This window comes from Pasteurella canis (assembly GCF_900454865.1).
Lineage (GTDB): Bacteria > Pseudomonadota > Gammaproteobacteria > Enterobacterales > Pasteurellaceae > Pasteurella > Pasteurella canis.
The window spans coordinates 1,932,118-1,949,863 of the sequence record NZ_UGTV01000015.1 but is presented as its reverse complement, the minus strand read 5'-3'; the positions used below and the strand labels follow the sequence as shown (position 1 = coordinate 1,949,863).

Annotated in this window: 17 protein-coding genes; 15 read left to right on the top strand and 2 right to left on the bottom strand. The window is 39.9% G+C overall.

The annotated features are described in order from the left end of the window. Window positions 1-9: 9 nt before the first annotated feature. The 12 genes from DYE19_RS09765 to araD all read left to right on the top strand — a co-directional run bounded on the left by DYE19_RS09765 (window position 10) and on the right by araD (window position 11,751). Complete coding sequence (locus DYE19_RS09765; RefSeq protein WP_049214789.1) at window positions 10-483, top strand: NanQ anomerase/TabA/YiaL family protein; 474 nt, start codon at window positions 10-12, stop codon at window positions 481-483. Beyond that, the gene (locus DYE19_RS09760; protein ID WP_115323406.1) at window positions 483-965 is read left to right on the top strand and encodes a TRAP transporter small permease; all 483 of its coding nucleotides are present in this window, start codon (window positions 483-485) and stop codon (window positions 963-965) included. The genes DYE19_RS09765 and DYE19_RS09760 overlap by 1 nt, the downstream gene beginning before the upstream one ends. Further along, a complete protein-coding gene (locus DYE19_RS09755) occupies window positions 962-2,242 on the top strand; it encodes a TRAP transporter large permease subunit (RefSeq protein WP_115323405.1) in 1,281 nt (426 codons plus the stop codon). Before DYE19_RS09760 ends, DYE19_RS09755 begins: the two co-directional genes overlap by 4 nt. 19 nt (window positions 2,243-2,261) lie before the next feature. Next, entirely contained in the window at window positions 2,262-3,248 is a 987-nt protein-coding gene (locus DYE19_RS09750) for a TRAP transporter substrate-binding protein (RefSeq protein ID WP_049214786.1), read from the top strand. An 80-nt stretch (window positions 3,249-3,328) separates the two neighbouring features. Next, window positions 3,329-4,846: a sugar ABC transporter ATP-binding protein gene (locus DYE19_RS09745; RefSeq protein ID WP_049214785.1), complete on the top strand. Its 1,518-nt coding sequence runs from the start codon at window positions 3,329-3,331 to the stop codon at window positions 4,844-4,846. 43 nt (window positions 4,847-4,889) lie between these two features. Next, window positions 4,890-5,939, top strand: coding sequence for an ABC transporter permease (locus DYE19_RS09740; protein WP_115323404.1), 1,050 nt, complete (start codon window positions 4,890-4,892; stop codon window positions 5,937-5,939). Between the two features lie 40 nt (window positions 5,940-5,979). Further along, the gene (locus DYE19_RS09735) at window positions 5,980-7,089 is read left to right on the top strand and encodes an ABC transporter substrate-binding protein (RefSeq protein ID WP_115323403.1); all 1,110 of its coding nucleotides are present in this window, start codon (window positions 5,980-5,982) and stop codon (window positions 7,087-7,089) included. 63 nt (window positions 7,090-7,152) lie between these two features. After that, entirely contained in the window at window positions 7,153-8,040 is an 888-nt protein-coding gene (locus DYE19_RS09730; protein WP_115323402.1) for an SMP-30/gluconolactonase/LRE family protein, read from the top strand. A 9-nt stretch (window positions 8,041-8,049) separates the two neighbouring features. Then, window positions 8,050-9,504: an FGGY-family carbohydrate kinase gene (locus tag DYE19_RS09725; protein WP_115323401.1), complete on the top strand. Its 1,455-nt coding sequence runs from the start codon at window positions 8,050-8,052 to the stop codon at window positions 9,502-9,504. Window positions 9,505-9,525: 21 nt separating this feature from the next. Further along, window positions 9,526-10,173: a 3-keto-L-gulonate-6-phosphate decarboxylase UlaD gene (locus DYE19_RS09720; RefSeq protein ID WP_115323400.1), complete on the top strand. Its 648-nt coding sequence runs from the start codon at window positions 9,526-9,528 to the stop codon at window positions 10,171-10,173. Between the two features lie 28 nt (window positions 10,174-10,201). Then, a complete protein-coding gene (locus tag DYE19_RS09715; RefSeq protein WP_115323399.1) occupies window positions 10,202-11,062 on the top strand; it encodes an L-ribulose-5-phosphate 3-epimerase in 861 nt (286 codons plus the stop codon). Then, a complete protein-coding gene (gene araD, locus DYE19_RS09710) occupies window positions 11,056-11,751 on the top strand; it encodes an L-ribulose-5-phosphate 4-epimerase (protein WP_115323398.1) in 696 nt (231 codons plus the stop codon). The genes DYE19_RS09715 and araD overlap by 7 nt, the downstream gene beginning before the upstream one ends. A 49-nt stretch (window positions 11,752-11,800) precedes the next feature. Here the strand turns inward: araD and DYE19_RS09705 are convergent, their stop codons facing one another. Beyond that, window positions 11,801-12,616 (bottom strand): pyridoxal phosphatase, encoded by an 816-nt coding sequence (locus tag DYE19_RS09705; protein ID WP_115323397.1) that lies wholly within the window; start codon window positions 12,614-12,616, stop codon window positions 11,801-11,803. 173 nt (window positions 12,617-12,789) lie between these two features. On the opposite strand from DYE19_RS09705, the gene tkt reads away from it, so the two are divergent. The 3 genes from tkt (at window position 12,790) to DYE19_RS09690 (ending at window position 17,380) form a co-directional block, all read left to right on the top strand. Continuing rightward, window positions 12,790-14,796, top strand: a complete 2,007-nt coding sequence (gene tkt / locus DYE19_RS09700) for a transketolase (RefSeq protein ID WP_115323396.1) — start codon at window positions 12,790-12,792, stop codon at window positions 14,794-14,796. A 341-nt stretch (window positions 14,797-15,137) separates the two neighbouring features. Next, window positions 15,138-16,247 (top strand): aspartate-semialdehyde dehydrogenase, encoded by a 1,110-nt coding sequence (gene asd, locus DYE19_RS09695; RefSeq protein WP_115323395.1) that lies wholly within the window; start codon window positions 15,138-15,140, stop codon window positions 16,245-16,247. A gap of 179 nt (window positions 16,248-16,426) precedes the next feature. Next, entirely contained in the window at window positions 16,427-17,380 is a 954-nt protein-coding gene (locus tag DYE19_RS09690) for an alpha/beta fold hydrolase (RefSeq protein WP_174694538.1), read from the top strand. Here DYE19_RS09690 and crcB read toward each other — a convergent pair. Continuing rightward, a complete protein-coding gene (gene crcB, locus DYE19_RS09685; protein ID WP_115323393.1) occupies window positions 17,358-17,741 on the bottom strand; it encodes a fluoride efflux transporter CrcB in 384 nt (127 codons plus the stop codon). The genes DYE19_RS09690 and crcB overlap by 23 nt on opposite strands. Window positions 17,742-17,746: the final 5 nt, after the last annotated feature.

Genomic DNA, 17,746 nt, shown 5'->3' with positions numbered 1-17,746 from the left:
GGAAATACTATGTTCTTCGGTCATCTTTCGCAAATTGATAAAAAGCATTATCCAATAGCGATCAATATCGCACTGGATTATCTTGCTAATACAGATTTTGATGCATTAGAAGTGGGACGTTATCCTATTGTAGGTGATCGTATTTATGCTCAAGTATTAGATCTTGATACACAGGAAAAAACGACTATCCGACCTGAAGTTCACCGTCGCTATATTGATGTGCAATACTTACATAGTGGGACTGAACGAATTGGCGTCACGCCTGATTTGGGTCAATATTCTATTGCTCAAGATTATGATAATGAACGCGATATTCTGTTCTATCAAGACGTTGAAAATGAAGTGGAACTTATTATGCGTCCTGGTAACTTTGCTGTCTTTTTTCCTCAAGATATCCATCGACCAGCTTGTCTTGATCAACAATCAACTAAAATCCGTAAAGTTGTCGTAAAAATTGCGGTAAATGAATTAGAGGTGGCATGATGAAATCGCTCAGCTCAGCCGTAACTAAACTATTGGAAGCATTCGTCGTTATTATTTTAACGACGATGTCCTGCTTAGTTTTTCTGAATGTTGTACTACGCTATGGCTTCAATAGTAGTATCAACATTACAGAAGAAGTTTCACGTTACCTCTTTGTTTGGTTAGCCTTTCTTGGTGCCATCTTAGCTTTTAGCGAAAATCGCCATGTCAATGTCACGATGTTTACTGCTCGCTTATCTGAGCATAAACAAAACCTCCTGCATTTATTGACCGATAGCTTAATGCTATTTTGCTGCTATCTTTTAATCACAGGAAGCTGGGTACAATTTAAGTTAAACCTAACTAATATGGCCCCCATCTCTGGTATCCCAACAGGTATCACTTATTTAGCGAGCTTTATTGCAGGTTTAGCGATTGCCATATTACTTCTCATTCGTCTTTTTTCTAATGCTAGCCGTCTTATAAAAGGAGAAAGCAAATGACTGTTATTATCTTTCTTTCTGCTTTATTAGGCGCCATTTTATTAGGTATTCCCGTCGCCTTTGCTCTATTATTGTGTGGTGTGGCATTAATGTTGCACTTGGACTTATTTGATGCACAAATTTTGGCACAACAAATCGTGAGTGGTGCAGATAGCTTCTCTTTAATGGCAATCCCATTTTTCATCTTAGCTGGTGAAATTATGAATGAAGGGGGCTTATCAAAACGGATTATTGATCTACCGATGAAATTAGTCGGGCATAAACGTGGTGGACTAGGCTTTGTTGCCATTCTCGCTGCAATGATTATGGCAAGCTTGTCAGGATCAGCTGTTGCAGATACCGCTGCGGTTGCAGCGATGTTACTACCGATGATGAAAACAACAGGTTATCCATTAGACCGTTCTGCTGGTTTAATTGGTACCGCTGGTATTATTGCACCAATTATTCCCCCTTCTATTCCATTTATTATCTTTGGTGTCGCCAGTGGTGTTTCTATTACAAAACTTTTCTTAGCAGGAATTGCGCCAGGCATCTTAATGGGAATTTGTTTAGCTGTTTTATGGTGGTGGCAAGCAAAACGCCTTAACTTAATGACTTTTTCTAAAGCAAGCAAAGAAGAACTGTGTATTTCCTTTAAAAACAGTATTTGGGCATTAATGTTACCAGTGATCATTATTGGTGGCTTCCGCTCTGGTATTTTTACCCCAACAGAAGCAGGTGCCGTCGCTGCATTTTATGCCTTAATTGTCTCACTATTTGTATATAAAGAACTGAAAGTCAAACAACTTTACCAAGTTGTTCTCGCAGCGGCAAAAACAACTGCGGTCGTTATGTTTCTCGTTGCTGCCGCACAAGTTACAGGCTGGTTAATTACAATTGCTGAATTACCACATATGATGACAGAATTATTAGAGCCATTAATTGATACACCAACTTTACTACTCATCGTCATCATGCTCTCTGTTTTTGTGATTGGTATGGTGATGGATCTCACACCTACTGTATTAATTCTGACACCAGTATTAATGCCATTAGTTGAAGAAGCAGGGATTGATCCTGTTTATTTCGGTGTACTCTTTATTCTAAATACTTCGATTGGTTTAATTACGCCACCAGTAGGTAATGTCCTTAATGTCATTACAGGCGTCTCTAAGTTGCCGTTTGATCAAGCAGCAAAAGGCATACTCCCTTATTTGCTGATGATGATTGTATTACTCTTTGCCTTTATTTTCTTCCCAGCTTTAATTTTAACGCCACTTAACTGGTTACAACCTTAACTCTTTATAGGAGAACATTATGAAACTATTCAATCTTAAAACACTTGCAGTGTTAATGGCTAGTATGGCTGTATTCGCGGGTAGTGCAAGTGCAGCAACGACATTACGTTTCGGTTATGAAGCCCCTCGTAGTGATACGCAACATGAAGCTGCAAAGAAATTTAATGATCTTCTAAAAGAAAAAACCAAAGGAGAAATTAAACTCACCCTTTTCCCAGATAGTACGTTAGGTAACGCACAAACTATGATCAGCGCTGTGCGTGGTGGTACAATCGATTTAGAAATGTCAGGCTCACCAAACTTTTCTGGGCTGGTACCAAAATTAAATGTGATTGATATTCCGTTTATTTTCCAAAACCGCGAGCATGCTTATGCCGTATTAGATGGTGAAATTGGTCAAGGTTTATTAAAAGAATTAGAAGCCCAAGGATTAAAAGGTCTCGCTTTCTGGGAAGTGGGTTTCCGTTCTTTTACTAACTCAAAACATCCAGTAAAAACGCCTGATGATATTAAAGGATTAAAAGTGCGTACTAACCAAAATCCGATGTATATCCAAGCGTTTTCAATCTTAGGAGCTAACCCAGTTCCAATGCCATTATCCGAGCTTTATACCGCACTTGAGACACGTGCAGTAGATGCACAAGAACACCCTGTTGGTATCGTTTGGTCAGCTAAACTATACGAAGTACAGAAATACTTAAGCTTAACTAACCATGGTTATACTCCATTGATTGTTGTCATGAACAAAGCTAAGTTTGATGCTCTATCTCCAGCACTACAAACGGCATTAGTCGAAGCTGCACAAGAAGCGGGGGCTTATCAACGCCAGCTTAACCTTGAAAATGAAAAAGGCATTATTGAAAAAATGCAAAAAGCAGGTATTGAAGTCATTGATAGTGTCGATACTAAACCATTTAAGGCAGCAATTGAAAGCGAAGTACGCAAAGCATTTATTGAGAAAAATGGTGATGATTTAGTCAAGCAAATTGATGCCTTAGCGAAATAAGCCTATTCAGCGGTCGAAGACAAATATTTTTGTCAAATCGACCGCACTTTTACTTATTCCTCATTCAATAGGAGGAGCCTATGGTGACCAGTGAACAGTCTCCAATCCTTCAGCTACAACATATCGTCAAACGATTTGGTAGCCACACAGCAGTAAATGATGTCAGTCTTAATATTCATCGAGGCGAAATTGTCGCATTACTTGGTGAGAACGGCGCAGGTAAATCGACTTTAATTAAAATCCTTGCAGGTATTTATCCACGTGATGAAGGCGAAATTTATTTTCATCAACAAGAAATTCAATCGGCACAATCACTTACAAATACAAACAAGCAACCTATTGCTTTTATTCATCAAGATTTAGGCCTGATTGAATGGATGACGATTGCTGAAAATATGGCATTTGTAATGGGATTTCCACGCCGTTTTGGTTTGATTGATTGGAAAAAAATCAACCAACAAGCACAAGATGCACTGGATTTTGTCGGCATCCACCTCTCTGCACAAACCCGCGTTTTTGACTTAAGTCGTACAGAAAAAGCGTTATTAGCTATTGCTCGTGCAATTGCTGTCAATGCTGAAATTTTAGTCCTAGATGAGCCGACAGCTTCCCTACCAGCAAGCGACGTTGAACACTTATTCGTGGTGCTTAATCGCCTACGTGCACAGGGAGTTGGTATGATTTATGTTACTCATCGTTTAGATGAAGTAATTACGCTTTCTGATCGCATTTTAGTTATGCGCGATGGCTATCCTGTAGCAGAAGGTCCGACTAAAGATTATGACGTAAAAGCCTTAGTAAAAGCCATTGTAGGTGAAGAAACAAGAGGAAAGCAACGCGAACCATTACCAAAAAACACACCTGAAGTATTACAACTTAACGACGTTGTCGTTGGCGACACTGGTCCTGTTTCTTTTAGTTTACATCAAGGGGAAATGATTGCATTAGCGGGATTACGTGGTGCAGGACAAGAGGAAATTGGACGTTTATTATTCGGATTACGCGAGTTAGAAAGTGGGCATATCAGTTTAAACGGTAGTGTATATCATGCGGATTCGCCACGTGATGCGATTCATAAAGGTATTGCGCTTGTTGCTGGCGACCGTATCCGAGAAAGTTTAGTCATGTCCATGACAACCACAGAAAATCTGTTTATTAATCCTGTGCTAAGCGGTCATTCACCGTTAAAAAACTATGCGCGTAAAGAAGAATGGGCGGAAAGTTGGTACAAATTCCAGCTCTTTGATATTCGACCGAAAAACTTATTTATTGATGTGAGCGCTCTCTCAGGAGGGAACCAGCAAAAAATTGTACTTGCCCGTTGGATGCATCTTAATACACCTGTGTTGATTTTAGAAGATCCAACTGCGGGAGTAGACGTTGGTGCGCGAGCAGAAATCTATGACTTATTAAATCAAGCATTGAAAAAAGGGGTCGCCATTATTGTGATCTCAAACGATTTTGAAGAAATTGCACATCTTTGTAACCGCGCGCTGGTGTTTAACCGTGGTGATATTGCTGGGGAATTATTCAATGAACAAGTCACATTTGCTAATTTGCTGGCACTCGCTTCGGACTCATCTGCTAGCATAAATTAATTTTCGTGTTTTTAGACCGCACTTAAACAAAGAGGAGAGCATCATGGCTCAAACAAATATCAAATCAACTGCTTTAGAACAGCCTGTATCTATTGCGCGTGATGGCTTTGCGGCGTGGTTTTCCCAAATGCTCACTCGATATGGTTTACTTTGGCTTTGTTTCTTACTCGTCATTCTTTTCTCTGTGACGACAGATTCTTTCGCCTCCATGCTAACTTTAAATGCGATTTTAGAAAGTAAATCAAAAATCGCGCTACTGGCACTGGCTGCGACGACAACCATGATCGTAGGCAAAATCGACTTAAATGTGGGATTTGGTATTGTCCTTTGGCATATTTTAGCCATTACACTACAGGTCCAATTTGGTTTTTCATGGCAAATGGCGACTATCACGGTGCTAATCGTGGCGGCAATTTATGGCTTGCTCAATGGGATTTTAGTTGCTCTTGCTGACATTGATAGCTTCGTCGCTACATTAGGCTCTGGTACGGTACTCTATGCAGTTGCATTATGGCATTCAGGTGGTCGCCAAATTGTTGGTGATTTACCTGATGGTTTTATTGCGATTAACAGTACTGAAATCTTTGGCATTCCTATCTCTGCTTTTTATGTATTAATCATTGCCATTGTTATGTGGTTGGTGACTGAACACACTCCAACAGGACGTTGTATGTATGCTGTAGGGGGAAATCCTGCCGCTGCCCATTTAAATGGTATTTCAATTAAGAAATACACGATTGTGCCATTCATCGTGTCTAGTTTAATCACAGGTTTCACAGGCGTCCTAATCGCAGCACAACAAGGTGTTGGACAAGCAAGTGTGGGCATGGATTATCTGTTACCTGCATTAGTAGGTGCCTTTTTAGGTAGTACAACCATTAAACCAGGGCGAATTAATGTTTGGGGTACCGTTGTAGGTATCGCGATTCTCGCTATTGGTATTTCTGGTATTCAACAATTCGGTGGCGCTTTCTGGGTTGAACCATTATTTAATGGCGCAACGTTATTATTATCTATCACTATCGCAGGTTATGCGCAACGCAAACGTTTATTAAATCAAAAAGCAGTACACAAGAAAGCAGCAACAAAATAATTCGTTGTTGTGTTAATTATCCATTGTAAGGAGAAACCTTATGAAACAGTCTTTTCATCGTAGTTTAAGCGTAGCAGCAGCTGTAGTCGCTCTCTCTTTTGCCAGCAATGCTATTGCAAATGACCCATTTGTTGCTGAAGCTAAACAACAAGTTGCTGCGGCAACTGCTCAACAAACGACTTGGGATGGACCAACAACAGGTCCAAAATTACAACAAGGAAAAAACATTATTTTCATTGCTTCTGATATGAAAAATGGTGGTGTATTAGGTGTCATTGATGGTATGAAAGAAGCAACTAACGTAGCAGGTTGGAAACTGGATGTACTTGATGGTGCAGGATCAGTGAATAATCAACTTTCTGCTTTAAACCAAGCAATTGCCCGTAAACCTGATGCCATTGTCATTGGTGGTTGGAATCCAAATGTGGCAAAAATCCCACTCAGCAAAGCAAATAAAAATGGCATTACACTGGTAGCATGGCACGCCACACCAGAGCCTGGTCCAATCGATAAATATAATATTTTTTATAATGTTACTTCTGATTCTGACCAAATTGCTAAACTTTCTGCCCAACTTGCCGTTGCAAACTCAGACGGAAAAGCAAAAGTAGTCATTCTCACCGACTCACTATACGAAATTGCGTTACGTAAAGCGAATGTGATGAAAGAAGTTATTGAGCAATGTAAAGAATGTCAGGTGTTAGAGTTTATTGATACTCCACTTGCAGATACCTCAAGTCGTATGCCGAGCTTAACTTTTAGCTTGTTACAAAAATATGGTGATAACTTGCAATATACACTTGCTATTAACGATCTCTATTTTGACTTTATGGCGCCATCCCTACGTTCTGCAAACAAAGGGGAAATGCCATACAACATTTCCGCTGGTGATGGCTCAGTTACTGCCTATCAACGTATTCGCACTAACAACCATCAATTTGCCACTGTACCAGAGCCGTTGAATTTACATGGTTGGCAATTAGTTGATGAGCTCAATCGTGCCTTTGCTAAAGAAAAACCTTCGGGCTATATCACACCAGCTCACTTAGTAATCAAGGACAATGTGGCATTTGATGGAGGGGATAAGAACCTTTACGACCCACAAAATGGTTACAAAGAAGCCTATAAAGCGATTTGGGATGTGAAGTAATCAATCATGGCGGTCGTGAGAATCTGTAAAAAAACGACCGCACTTTCCTAATGAGGAGAGCATATGTTATCAGCCAAAATTGAAGTGTATGACCCACGTTTTTACCAATTAGTTGGTGCTGACGCTAAATTAGAAGAATTGTTTGATAAGGCAATTTGGGCAGAAGGTCCTGTCTGGTTAGAAAAACAACAAGCTGTCATATTTAGTGATGTCAAAGGCAATACAATGTATCGTTGGACAGCAAAACAAGGGACCCAAATATTTCGCCAACCATCACAATTTGCCAATGGTAACGCAGTAGATGCTGTAGGCAATCTGATTACCTGTGAACACGGTCGTCGAGCTATTAGCTTAACGGATCATGTGGGTAATATTCGTATATTAGTCGATAAACTAGAAGGTAAACGACTCAATTCACCTAACGATGTGGTTGTGAAATCTGATGGAACGATCTGGTTCACAGATCCACCTTATGGTATTTTAAGTGATGCAGAGGGCAAAAAATCGCCTAGCGAAATTATTGGCTGTTATGTGTATTGTTATGATCCCAAAACTGACGACATTCATATCGCGACCTTCAATGTCATGCGACCAAATGGCTTAGCTTTCTGTGCAAATGAAACCAAACTAGTAGTAGCAGATATGTCGGCAGTCGAGTTTGCAAAAAAGGGCTTACACCATCTTGTAGTATTTGATGTTGTCGATAACCAGTTACATAACCGAACCTCCATCGCCGCTATTTCGCCAGGTATTCCTGATGGCTTCTGTATTGATCAAAATAATGTGATTTATTGTAGCTGTGAAACAGGATTACTGATTTTATTACTTGATGGAACGCTTTTAGGACGAGTTTTACTGGATAAAACCACTTCTAACTGCACCTTTGGTGCAGATCAAAAAACCTTGTTTATTACAGCAACCAATAGTCTGTATCGTTTAACTTTTAACTGAGGATAGACTATGAATTATTACTTAGGCATAGACTGTGGTGGGACCTTTATCAAAGCAGCACTCTTTAATACGGCTGGGGAAATGTTGAGTTGTGTGCGTGAAAATGTCAATGTGATTAGCGAACAGGCAGGTTATGCCGAACGTGATATGCATGAATTATGGCAAGTTTGCGCAAACGTGATTCGCCAAACCATCGAGCATAGTCAGATTTCACCTAGCCATATCAAAGGAGTAGGTATTTCTGCACAAGGTAAAGGTGCATTTTTACTTGATCAGCAAAACAAACCGCTTGGTCATGCGATTTTATCTTCCGATCAACGTGCACTAGACATCGTTAAACAATGGCAAAAAGAGGGTATCCCAGAAAAACTTTATCCAATCACGCGACAAACTTTATGGACAGGTCACCCTGTTTCGATTTTACGCTGGGTCAAAGATAATCAACCAGAACGTTATCAACAAATTGGCTCAGTGTTAATGTCACATGACTATTTACGCTACTGCTTAACAGGAAAACTCTTTTGTGAAGAAACAAATATTTCCGAATCTAATTTATACAACATGGTCACAGGGCAATATGACCCTATACTGGCTGACTTATTAGGCTTATCGGGCATCATCGATAAATTACCACCTATCATTGCAGCTAATCAAATTGCGGGCTATATCACACCAGAAGCTGCCGCCTTAACAGGATTATGTGTTGGTACCGCTGTGGTTGGTGGCTTATTTGATGTTGTGTCAACTGCCCTTTGTGCGGATCTAGATGATGAAACCAAACTGAATGCTGTATTGGGCACTTGGTCTGTAGTCAGCGGAATCACCGATCATATCGACGATAGCCAAACCCTGCCTTTTGTGTATGGGCGCTATGCACAATCCGAAAAATTGATTATTCATGAAGCCAGCCCAACTTCGGCAGGGAATTTAGAATGGTTTGTGAAACAGTGGCACCTTGATTATCAACAAATTAATCAACTTGTTAGCGAGCTCGAGCCTGCTGCTAGCTCAGTTTTATTTGTCCCATTTTTGTATGGTTCAAACGCTGGATTAGGGATGCAAGCAGGTTTCTATGGTCTGCAAGCGCATCATACACAAGCTCATTTATTGCAAGCAATTTATGAGGGCGTGTTGTTTAGTTTAATGCATCATCTCAATCGTATGTTAAAACGCTTTCCAGCAGCGACATTATTACGTGTCACAGGTGGTCCAACAAAATCTAAAATCTGGCTACAAATGCTTGCTGACTTCACAGGAATGAAACTCGACGTACCTCAAATTGAAGAAACAGGCTGTCTTGGTGCTGCATTAATGGCAATGCAAGGCACAGGCGAGTCAACCACTGATGTTTTCCAAGCACAAACAATGTTCAGTGTTGAACCTAATCCTATTTATTTCACAGCTTATCAACAGAAATATCAACGTTATCAACAACTAACTGAAGCGTTAAAAGCAATGATTTAATGATTATTTTATGAGGAAAAAATGACAAAACCACTTATTCAACTCGCACTCGATGCAACAGATTTAGACAGCGCACTTGTCACTGCCAAGCAAGCGGCTGATTCAGTTGATATTATTGAAGTTGGCACGATCCTTGCTTTTGCAGAAGGTATGCGAGCAGTACGTACGTTACGTGCGCTCCACCCAGAACATATTTTAGTTTGTGACATGAAAACAACAGATGCTGGCGCTATTCTAGCTGAAATGGCATTCAATGCAGGTGCCGACTGGCTCACAGTTTCTGCTGCTGCTCATATTGCAACAATTGAGAGCTGTAAAAAAATAGCAGATCGTTTCCAAAAAGAAATTCAAATTGAAATCTATGGCAATTGGACATTTGACGATGCACAAACTTGGGTCAATTTAGGCATTACTCAAGCCATTTATCACCGTGCACGCGATGCTGAAGCCGCAGGTAAAGGTTGGACAGAAGATGACTTAGTAACGATGAAAAAGTTATCAGGAATGGGCTTAGCTCTGTCAATCACGGGCGGTATTGTGCCTGAAGATATCCATTTATTTAAAGATATTAATGCGAAGGCGTTTATTGCAGGACGTGCTTTTACAGGTGAAAAAGGCAAACTTACTGCAGAACAAGTGCGGTCAGAAATCGATAAATATTGGTCCTAATATTACGCAGATAAACAGGGAGTATATTGTGAGAACACATAAAATCGGTATTTATGAGAAAGCATTGCCTAAGCACCTCAGCTGGCAAGATCGCTTATCTATTGCAAAAGCATGTGGTTTCGATTTTGTCGAAATCTCAATTGATGAAACAGATGAACGCTTAGCACGTTTAGATTGGAGTAAAGCCGAACGCATTGAATTAGTCACTGCGATTATTTCAACAGGGATTACAATTCCATCCATGTGCTTATCAGGTCATCGTCGTTTTCCATTTGGCAGCCGAGATGAAGTCACTCGAAAAAAAGCCTATGAAATTATGGAAAAAGCCATTCAACTTGCTGTTGATCTTGGCATTCGGACTATTCAATTGGCTGGTTATGATGTGTACTATGAAAAACAAGATGAAGGCACAATCCAACGTTTCCAACAGGGATTAGAATGGGCGGTTGCTCTTGCTGCGAGCCATCAAGTTACTATTGCTGTTGAAATTATGGATACACAATTTATCAGCTCAATTAGTCGTTGGAAAAAATGGGACGATATGATTCGTTCACCATGGTTCACGGTTTATCCAGATTTAGGTAATCTTTCTGCTTGGAATGACAATGTGAGCGAAGAACTCAAATTAGGTATCGACAAAATCTCGGCGATCCACTTAAAAGATACGTATAAAGTAACAGCCACTTGTAAAGGGCAATTCCGAGATGTGCCATTTGGTGAGGGTTGTGTAGATTTTGTACAATGTTTCCGTACTCTGGCAGAATTAAATTATCGCGGTGCATTTCTGATCGAAATGTGGACAGAGAAAGCGGAAGAACCAATTACTGAAATTATTAATGCGCGCCGTTGGATTGAACAAAAAATGAAAGAAGGTGGTTTTCCATGTTAGAACAATTAAAGCAAAAAGTATTTGAAGCAAATTTAGCGCTCCCAAAACACCATTTAGTGACATTTACTTGGGGGAATGTCAGTGGTATCGATCGTGAAAAAAATCTAGTCGTGATTAAACCGTCTGGTGTGGAATATGAGGTAATGACACCTGAAGATATGGTCGTGGTCGATTTATTCACAGGTCAGGTAGTAGAGGGAACTAAAAAACCGTCCTCTGATACAGCAACTCATTTAGAACTTTACCGTGAATTTCCAACACTTGGCGGTATCGTTCATACCCACTCACGCCATGCTACGATTTGGGCACAAGCTGGCGAAGATTTAATTGCAGCGGGTACAACCCACGCAGATTATTTCTATGGTTCTATCCCTTGTACACGCAAAATGACAGCTGAGGAAATTCAAGGTGACTATGAACTTGAAACAGGTAAAGTAATCGTCGAAACATTCCGTGTACGTGGCATTAATCCTAAAGACGTACCAGCCGTATTAGTCCATTCACATGGTCCTTTTGCATGGGGAAATGACCCAGACAATGCCGTACACAATGCCGTTGTTTTAGAGGAGATTGGCTATATGAACTTATTTAGCCGCCAACTTCGTCCTAATTTATCTTCAATGCAACAAGAGTTGCTTGACAAGCATTATTTACGTAAACATGGTAAGAATGCTTATTACGGACAATAAATAGCATACAAGTGCTAAAGCAAATTGCTTTAGCACTAAATCTGATATATCAGTCAAGAATAGAGGCTAATACAGACGCAATACCTGCCTCATCATGACTTAAAGTGACTAAGTGTGCTTGCTGTTTAACTTCAGTCTCTGCATTCCCCATTGCAACACCTAACCCAACTGAGTTAAGCATAGAAATATCGTTATGATTATCTCCAAAAGCAACAACAAATTGAGGATCAATTTGCCATGAGCGCAACAGCTCCAGTAATCTTGCACCTTTCGTATTGCCACCATTTGCGATATCAACACGATCAATCCACGACCATTCACAGCTAAATCCTGCTGGCGATAAATGATCAACAGCCATTTGCATTAATGCACGATCAGGATGACTAATGACAAATTTCCAAATTGTTTCCTGTTCATTTAATAAGCTATTAAAGTCAGAAACTTGACGTAGTTTTGGGCGTACATGAGGAGGACAACTTTGCACCCATTCAGAAAACTTACGCATATGTGCATTCATTACGGAGTAATTCATCGCATCACGTGAATACATTAATAAATGCAGATGATGTTTATCCGCTAGTTGAATGACTTGTCGTGCTTGCTCTAAAGAGAGTGGATTTGCTGTAAGTACTGCATCAGTTTGCGGTTGATAAACATAGGTACCGTTACAACAAATCATAGGGGTGGTTAAATTTAACTCATGATAATAAGGATAGGCAGCAGTATGATGTCGTCCTGTGACTAAAATGACCTTTAAACCTTTATCAATACAACGTTGAATTGCGATTTTACTCGATGTTAAAATTTGTCCTTGGCTATTGAGTAACGTGCCATCAAGATCAAAAGCAATGACTTGGTATTTCATCTTTTTTCCTGTGTTGAACATTATTTACTCATCACAGTATAGAGCCTTTCAATTCAAAAAGGAACGCCCATTCCCTCCTCGCATACACAAAACAAATTCATTATCCTTTATAGGCAAAATAGAGTAAAATACGGTCCAAATTTAAGTCTTAATTCACTTAGGAGTAAATCATTATGGCAACACGTAAAGAACTGGCAAATGCAATCCGTTTTCTGAGCATGGATGCGGTCCAAAAAGCAAAATCAGGTCACCCAGGTGCCCCGATGGGGATGGCAGATATTGCAGAAGTATTATGGCGTGATTTTTTAAAACATAATCCAACTAACCCAAGCTGGGTTGACCGTGACCGATTCATTCTGTCCAATGGGCATGGCTCTATGTTGATTTATAGTCTTTTGCATTTAACAGGCTATGACTTGTCTATCGATGACCTAAAACAATTCCGTCAATTACATTCTAAAACACCAGGTCACCCAGAATACGGCTATGCCCCTGGCGTTGAAACTACGACAGGACCGTTAGGGCAAGGTATCACTAATGCCGTAGGTTTTGCTCTGGCTGAAAAAACCCTTGCTCACCAATTTAACCGTCCAGGTCATGAGATTGTTGACCATTATACTTATGTCTTCTTGGGTGATGGTTGCTTAATGGAAGGGATTTCCCATGAGGCGTGCTCTCTAGCGGGTACATTGGGCTTAGGTAAATTAATTGCCTTTTATGATGATAATAATATCTCCATTGATGGTCATGTTGATGGCTGGTTCACAGATGATACACAAAAACGTTTTGAAGCTTATGGTTGGCATGTGATTCCTGCAATTGATGGGCATAATTCAGCACAAATCATTGATGCAGTAAAACAAGCACAAGCAGAAAAAGACAAACCGACTTTAATTATTTGTAAAACGATTATTGGTTTTGGCTCACCAAATAAAGCAAACTCACATGACAGTCATGGTGCACCATTAGGTGATGAAGAAATTGCTTTAACTCGTCAGGCATTAAATTGGTCACATGCACCGTTTGATATCCCAGCTGATATTTATGCGCAGTGGGATGCTAAAGACAAAGGGAATGTTGCACAGAAAGCTTGGGAAGAAAAATTTGCGGCTTATGAAAAAGCTTATCCTGAATTAGCGGCTGAGTTTACACGTCGTGTTAATGCTGAATTGCCTGCAAATTGGGCCGCAGAATCACAAGCATTTATTGAACAACTCCAAGCTAATCCAGCCAATATTGCTAGCCGTAAAGCCTCACAAAATGCCATTGAAGCTTATGCAAAATTATTACCTGAGTTTTTAGGTGGCTCAGCGGACTTAGCCAGCTCTAACTTAACCTTATGGTCTGGCTCAAAACCAATTCGTGCAGTTGAAAATGCAGATGGTAACTATATTAACTATGGTGTACGTGAATTTGGTATGTCGGCCATTATGAACGGCATTGCTTTACATGGTGGTTTTATTCCTTATGGCGCGACTTTCTTAATGTTTATGGAGTATGCACACAATGCGGTGCGTATGGCGGCATTAATGAAACAACGTTCATTATTTGTGTATACGCATGATTCAATTGGTTTAGGTGAAGATGGACCAACCCATCAACCAGTTGAACAAACCACTACATTACGTTTAATTCCAAATCTTGAGACATGGCGTCCTTGTGACCAAGTGGAATCTGCGGTGGCATGGAAAGCGGCGGTTGAACGTAAAGAGGGGCCGAGTGCACTTATCTTTACTCGTCAAAATCTTGCTCAAATGACGCGTAATGCAGAGCAATTAGCCAATGTTGCCCGTGGTGGTTATGTGTTACGTCACTGCTGTGAAAAACAAAGCTGTCCTGATTTAATTCTTATTGCGACAGGTTCGGAAGTAGAGCTTGCGATGAAGGCGGCTGAGGTATTAGATGCGGAAGGGGTGAAAGTCCGTGTGGTCTCGATGCCAAGTACTAATGTGTTTGATAAACAAGATGCGGCGTATCGTGAGAGCGTATTACCAAGTAATGTGACGAAACGTGTAGCTATTGAAGCGGGGATTTCGGACTTCTGGTATAAATATGTAGGCTTTGAAGGTCGTGTTGTGGGGATGAATAGCTTTGGTGAATCTGCTCCTGCTGACCAATTGTTTAAGCTCTTTGGTTTTACTGTTGAAAATGTTGTCGCTAAAGCAAAAGAGATTTTGTAATCAGTTCGATATTAACACTACACTATATTGGGCAACCTTGATTGGTTGCCCTTATTTATTCATTTTGATCGCTATCCTTGTCTTATCCAGTTCATATTCATCTAACAGAATGAAGCCTGAACCTCACTAAATTTACACAAAACCGACCGCACATTTATATATTGCAGCGGCATCAATTTTAATATAAAGCAAAAAGTTAGATAATCTATGATTAAAAAGGCAAAACACATTAACTTTTGTTGCTTTTTAAACAAAAATACTTGCTTTTATCTAAGCTATCTTGTAATTAATTAACTTTATTCAAACACAATATCATTCACTTTTAATATAAGGAAAATTTTATGCAAAACGTTGGTTTTATCGGTTGGCGTGGGATGGTGGGATCCGTATTAATGGATCGTATGCAACAAGAAAATGATTTCGCGAATATCAATCCTATCTTTTTTACGACCTCTCAAGCAGGTCAAAAAGCCCCTGTTTTTGCAGGTAAAGAGGCGGGTGAGTTAAAAAACGCATTTGATATCAATGAACTACAAAAATTGGATATTATCGTTACTTGCCAAGGCGGTGACTATACTAACGAAGTTTATCCAAAACTACGTGCTACTGGCTGGAACGGTTATTGGATTGATGCAGCCTCTGCATTACGTATGGAAAAAGAGGCGATTATCGTCCTTGACCCAGTAAACCAAAACGTGATTAGCGAAGGTTTAAAAAACGGGATTAAAACGTACGTTGGCGGTAACTGTACAGTAAGTTTAATGTTGATGGCATTAGGTGGCTTATTTGAACGAGATTTAGTGGAATGGGTTTCCGTTGCGACCTACCAAGCGGCTAGTGGCGCAGGCGCTAAAAATATGCGCGAATTGCTCGTCCAAATGGGACAACTAGAAGACAGTGTTAAAGCCGATCTCGATAATCCAGCCTCTTCCATTCTAGATATCGAACGTCAAGTAACCGCAAAAATGCGTGGTGATTTACCTATTGATAATTTCGGTGCACCATTAGCAGGCAGCTTAATTCCTTGGATCGATAAATTATGGGAAGATGGACAGACTAAAGAGGAATGGAAAGGCTATGCCGAAACCAACAAAATTCTTGGCTTAGATCACAATCCTATTCCTGTAGATGGTTTATGTGTGCGTATTGGGGCATTACGCTGTCATAGCCAAGCTTTTACTATCAAAATGAAAAAAGACTTGCCACTTGACGAAATTGAGCAAATTTTAGCAAGCCACAATGAATGGGTGAAAGTCATCCCGAATGATAAAGAAACGACTTTACGTGAGCTGACACCAACAAAAGTCACAGGTACGCTTTCTGTGCCAGTCGGTCGTTTACGTAAACTTAAAATGGGTCCTGAGTATTTAGCTGCCTTCACTGTAGGAGATCAATTATTATGGGGAGCAGCAGAACCACTTCGCCGTATTTTAAAACAATTAGTCGCTTAATTGTTCAACTTTAGCGACTCAACAACGTGTGGTCAGTTTACAAACTTGTTTGAAATTGACCGCACTTCTGCCCTCAACATCACTCATCGCATTACAGAAACACAATTATTTTCAATCAGTACAATGATGAAATATGCTATGATTAATCCGTTTTTAGTTTTGATTTAGAGTAGATTATGATTCAGCGCGAACCCCACTTCACTCATTTTGCTTTAGCAGAACTGCATCCTTTTGCCGCACAATTTCCATTGCAAGATGTAAAGGGAAAGAAGGGAGTACGTATTACTTACCGCCATTTTGTCCAAGATCAGCCTACTGAACGTAGACTAGTGATTTTAGTCAATGGGCGTGCGGAGAACTTATTGAAATGGACAGAACTTGCTTATGATTTTTACCAACAAGGTTATGATGTCTTAGTATTTGATCATCGTGGACAAGGCTACTCACAGCGTCTATTAAAAGATCATGACAAAGGCTATATCGATGAGTTTCGTTTTTATGCGGATGATATAGCGTTGTTACTAGAAAAAATCACTTCACTGTATCATTATCAAAGCCAACATATTTTAGCTCACTCTCTAGGTGCATTAATCAGCACTTACTACCTTGCTAACTACGATCATCAAGTAAAAAGTGCGGTCTTTTCTGCGCCATTTTATGGTATTCCACTACAACACTCATTGCGCGATGAATTGATTATTAATTTAATGATGTTATTTGGACAAGGCTCACGCTATGTATTTGGTAAGGGCAAGTACAAACCTGCTGATTTGGATAAAAACGATCTGAGTTGCTGTCGTACTAGAATGAAATGGATGAATCGTATTAATCGTCGTCATCCACATATCCATTTAGGCGGACCGACTTTTCGTTGGGTACATTTATGCTTTAATGCAATTAAAAAATTACCAACTATCTTGTCTCGGATTGAAATTCCTGTGCTGATTTTACAATCAGAAAGAGAAAAAATTGTAGATAACCAAAATCTGCAAAAATTGACTGACCTGTTGCCTCAAGGGCAACTTGTTCAGATCGAACATAGTAAGCATGAGATTTTATTTGAGCGCGATCCGATTCGAGATTTAGCATTAGCAAAAATTCAGCAGTTTTTTACTGAAAATAACGCCAAATAAACACGCCTAATGTAGTAAAAAGTAGACAACCAATGATATGCAATGATGCAATAGTGATGCCCTCTAGCCACTTATGTTGAATCAGATTTTCAATTATTTCTGCGCTAAATGCCGAAAATGTCGTTAAACTGCCTAAAAAACCTGTCACAAAAAACAAACGCCATTCCGCTGCAAAAGGGGAAGAATGCCAAAATATGGCTAGTACTATCCCCATAATTAAACAACCAATATAATTCGCAACTAATGTGCCAAAAGACAAAAAAGTAAAAAATGGATTGAGCAATAACGTCAATCCATAACGAGACATTGCGCCAAGAGAGGCGCCACAGCTAATTAAGAGTAAATTCGCTAGCAAACTCATATTAT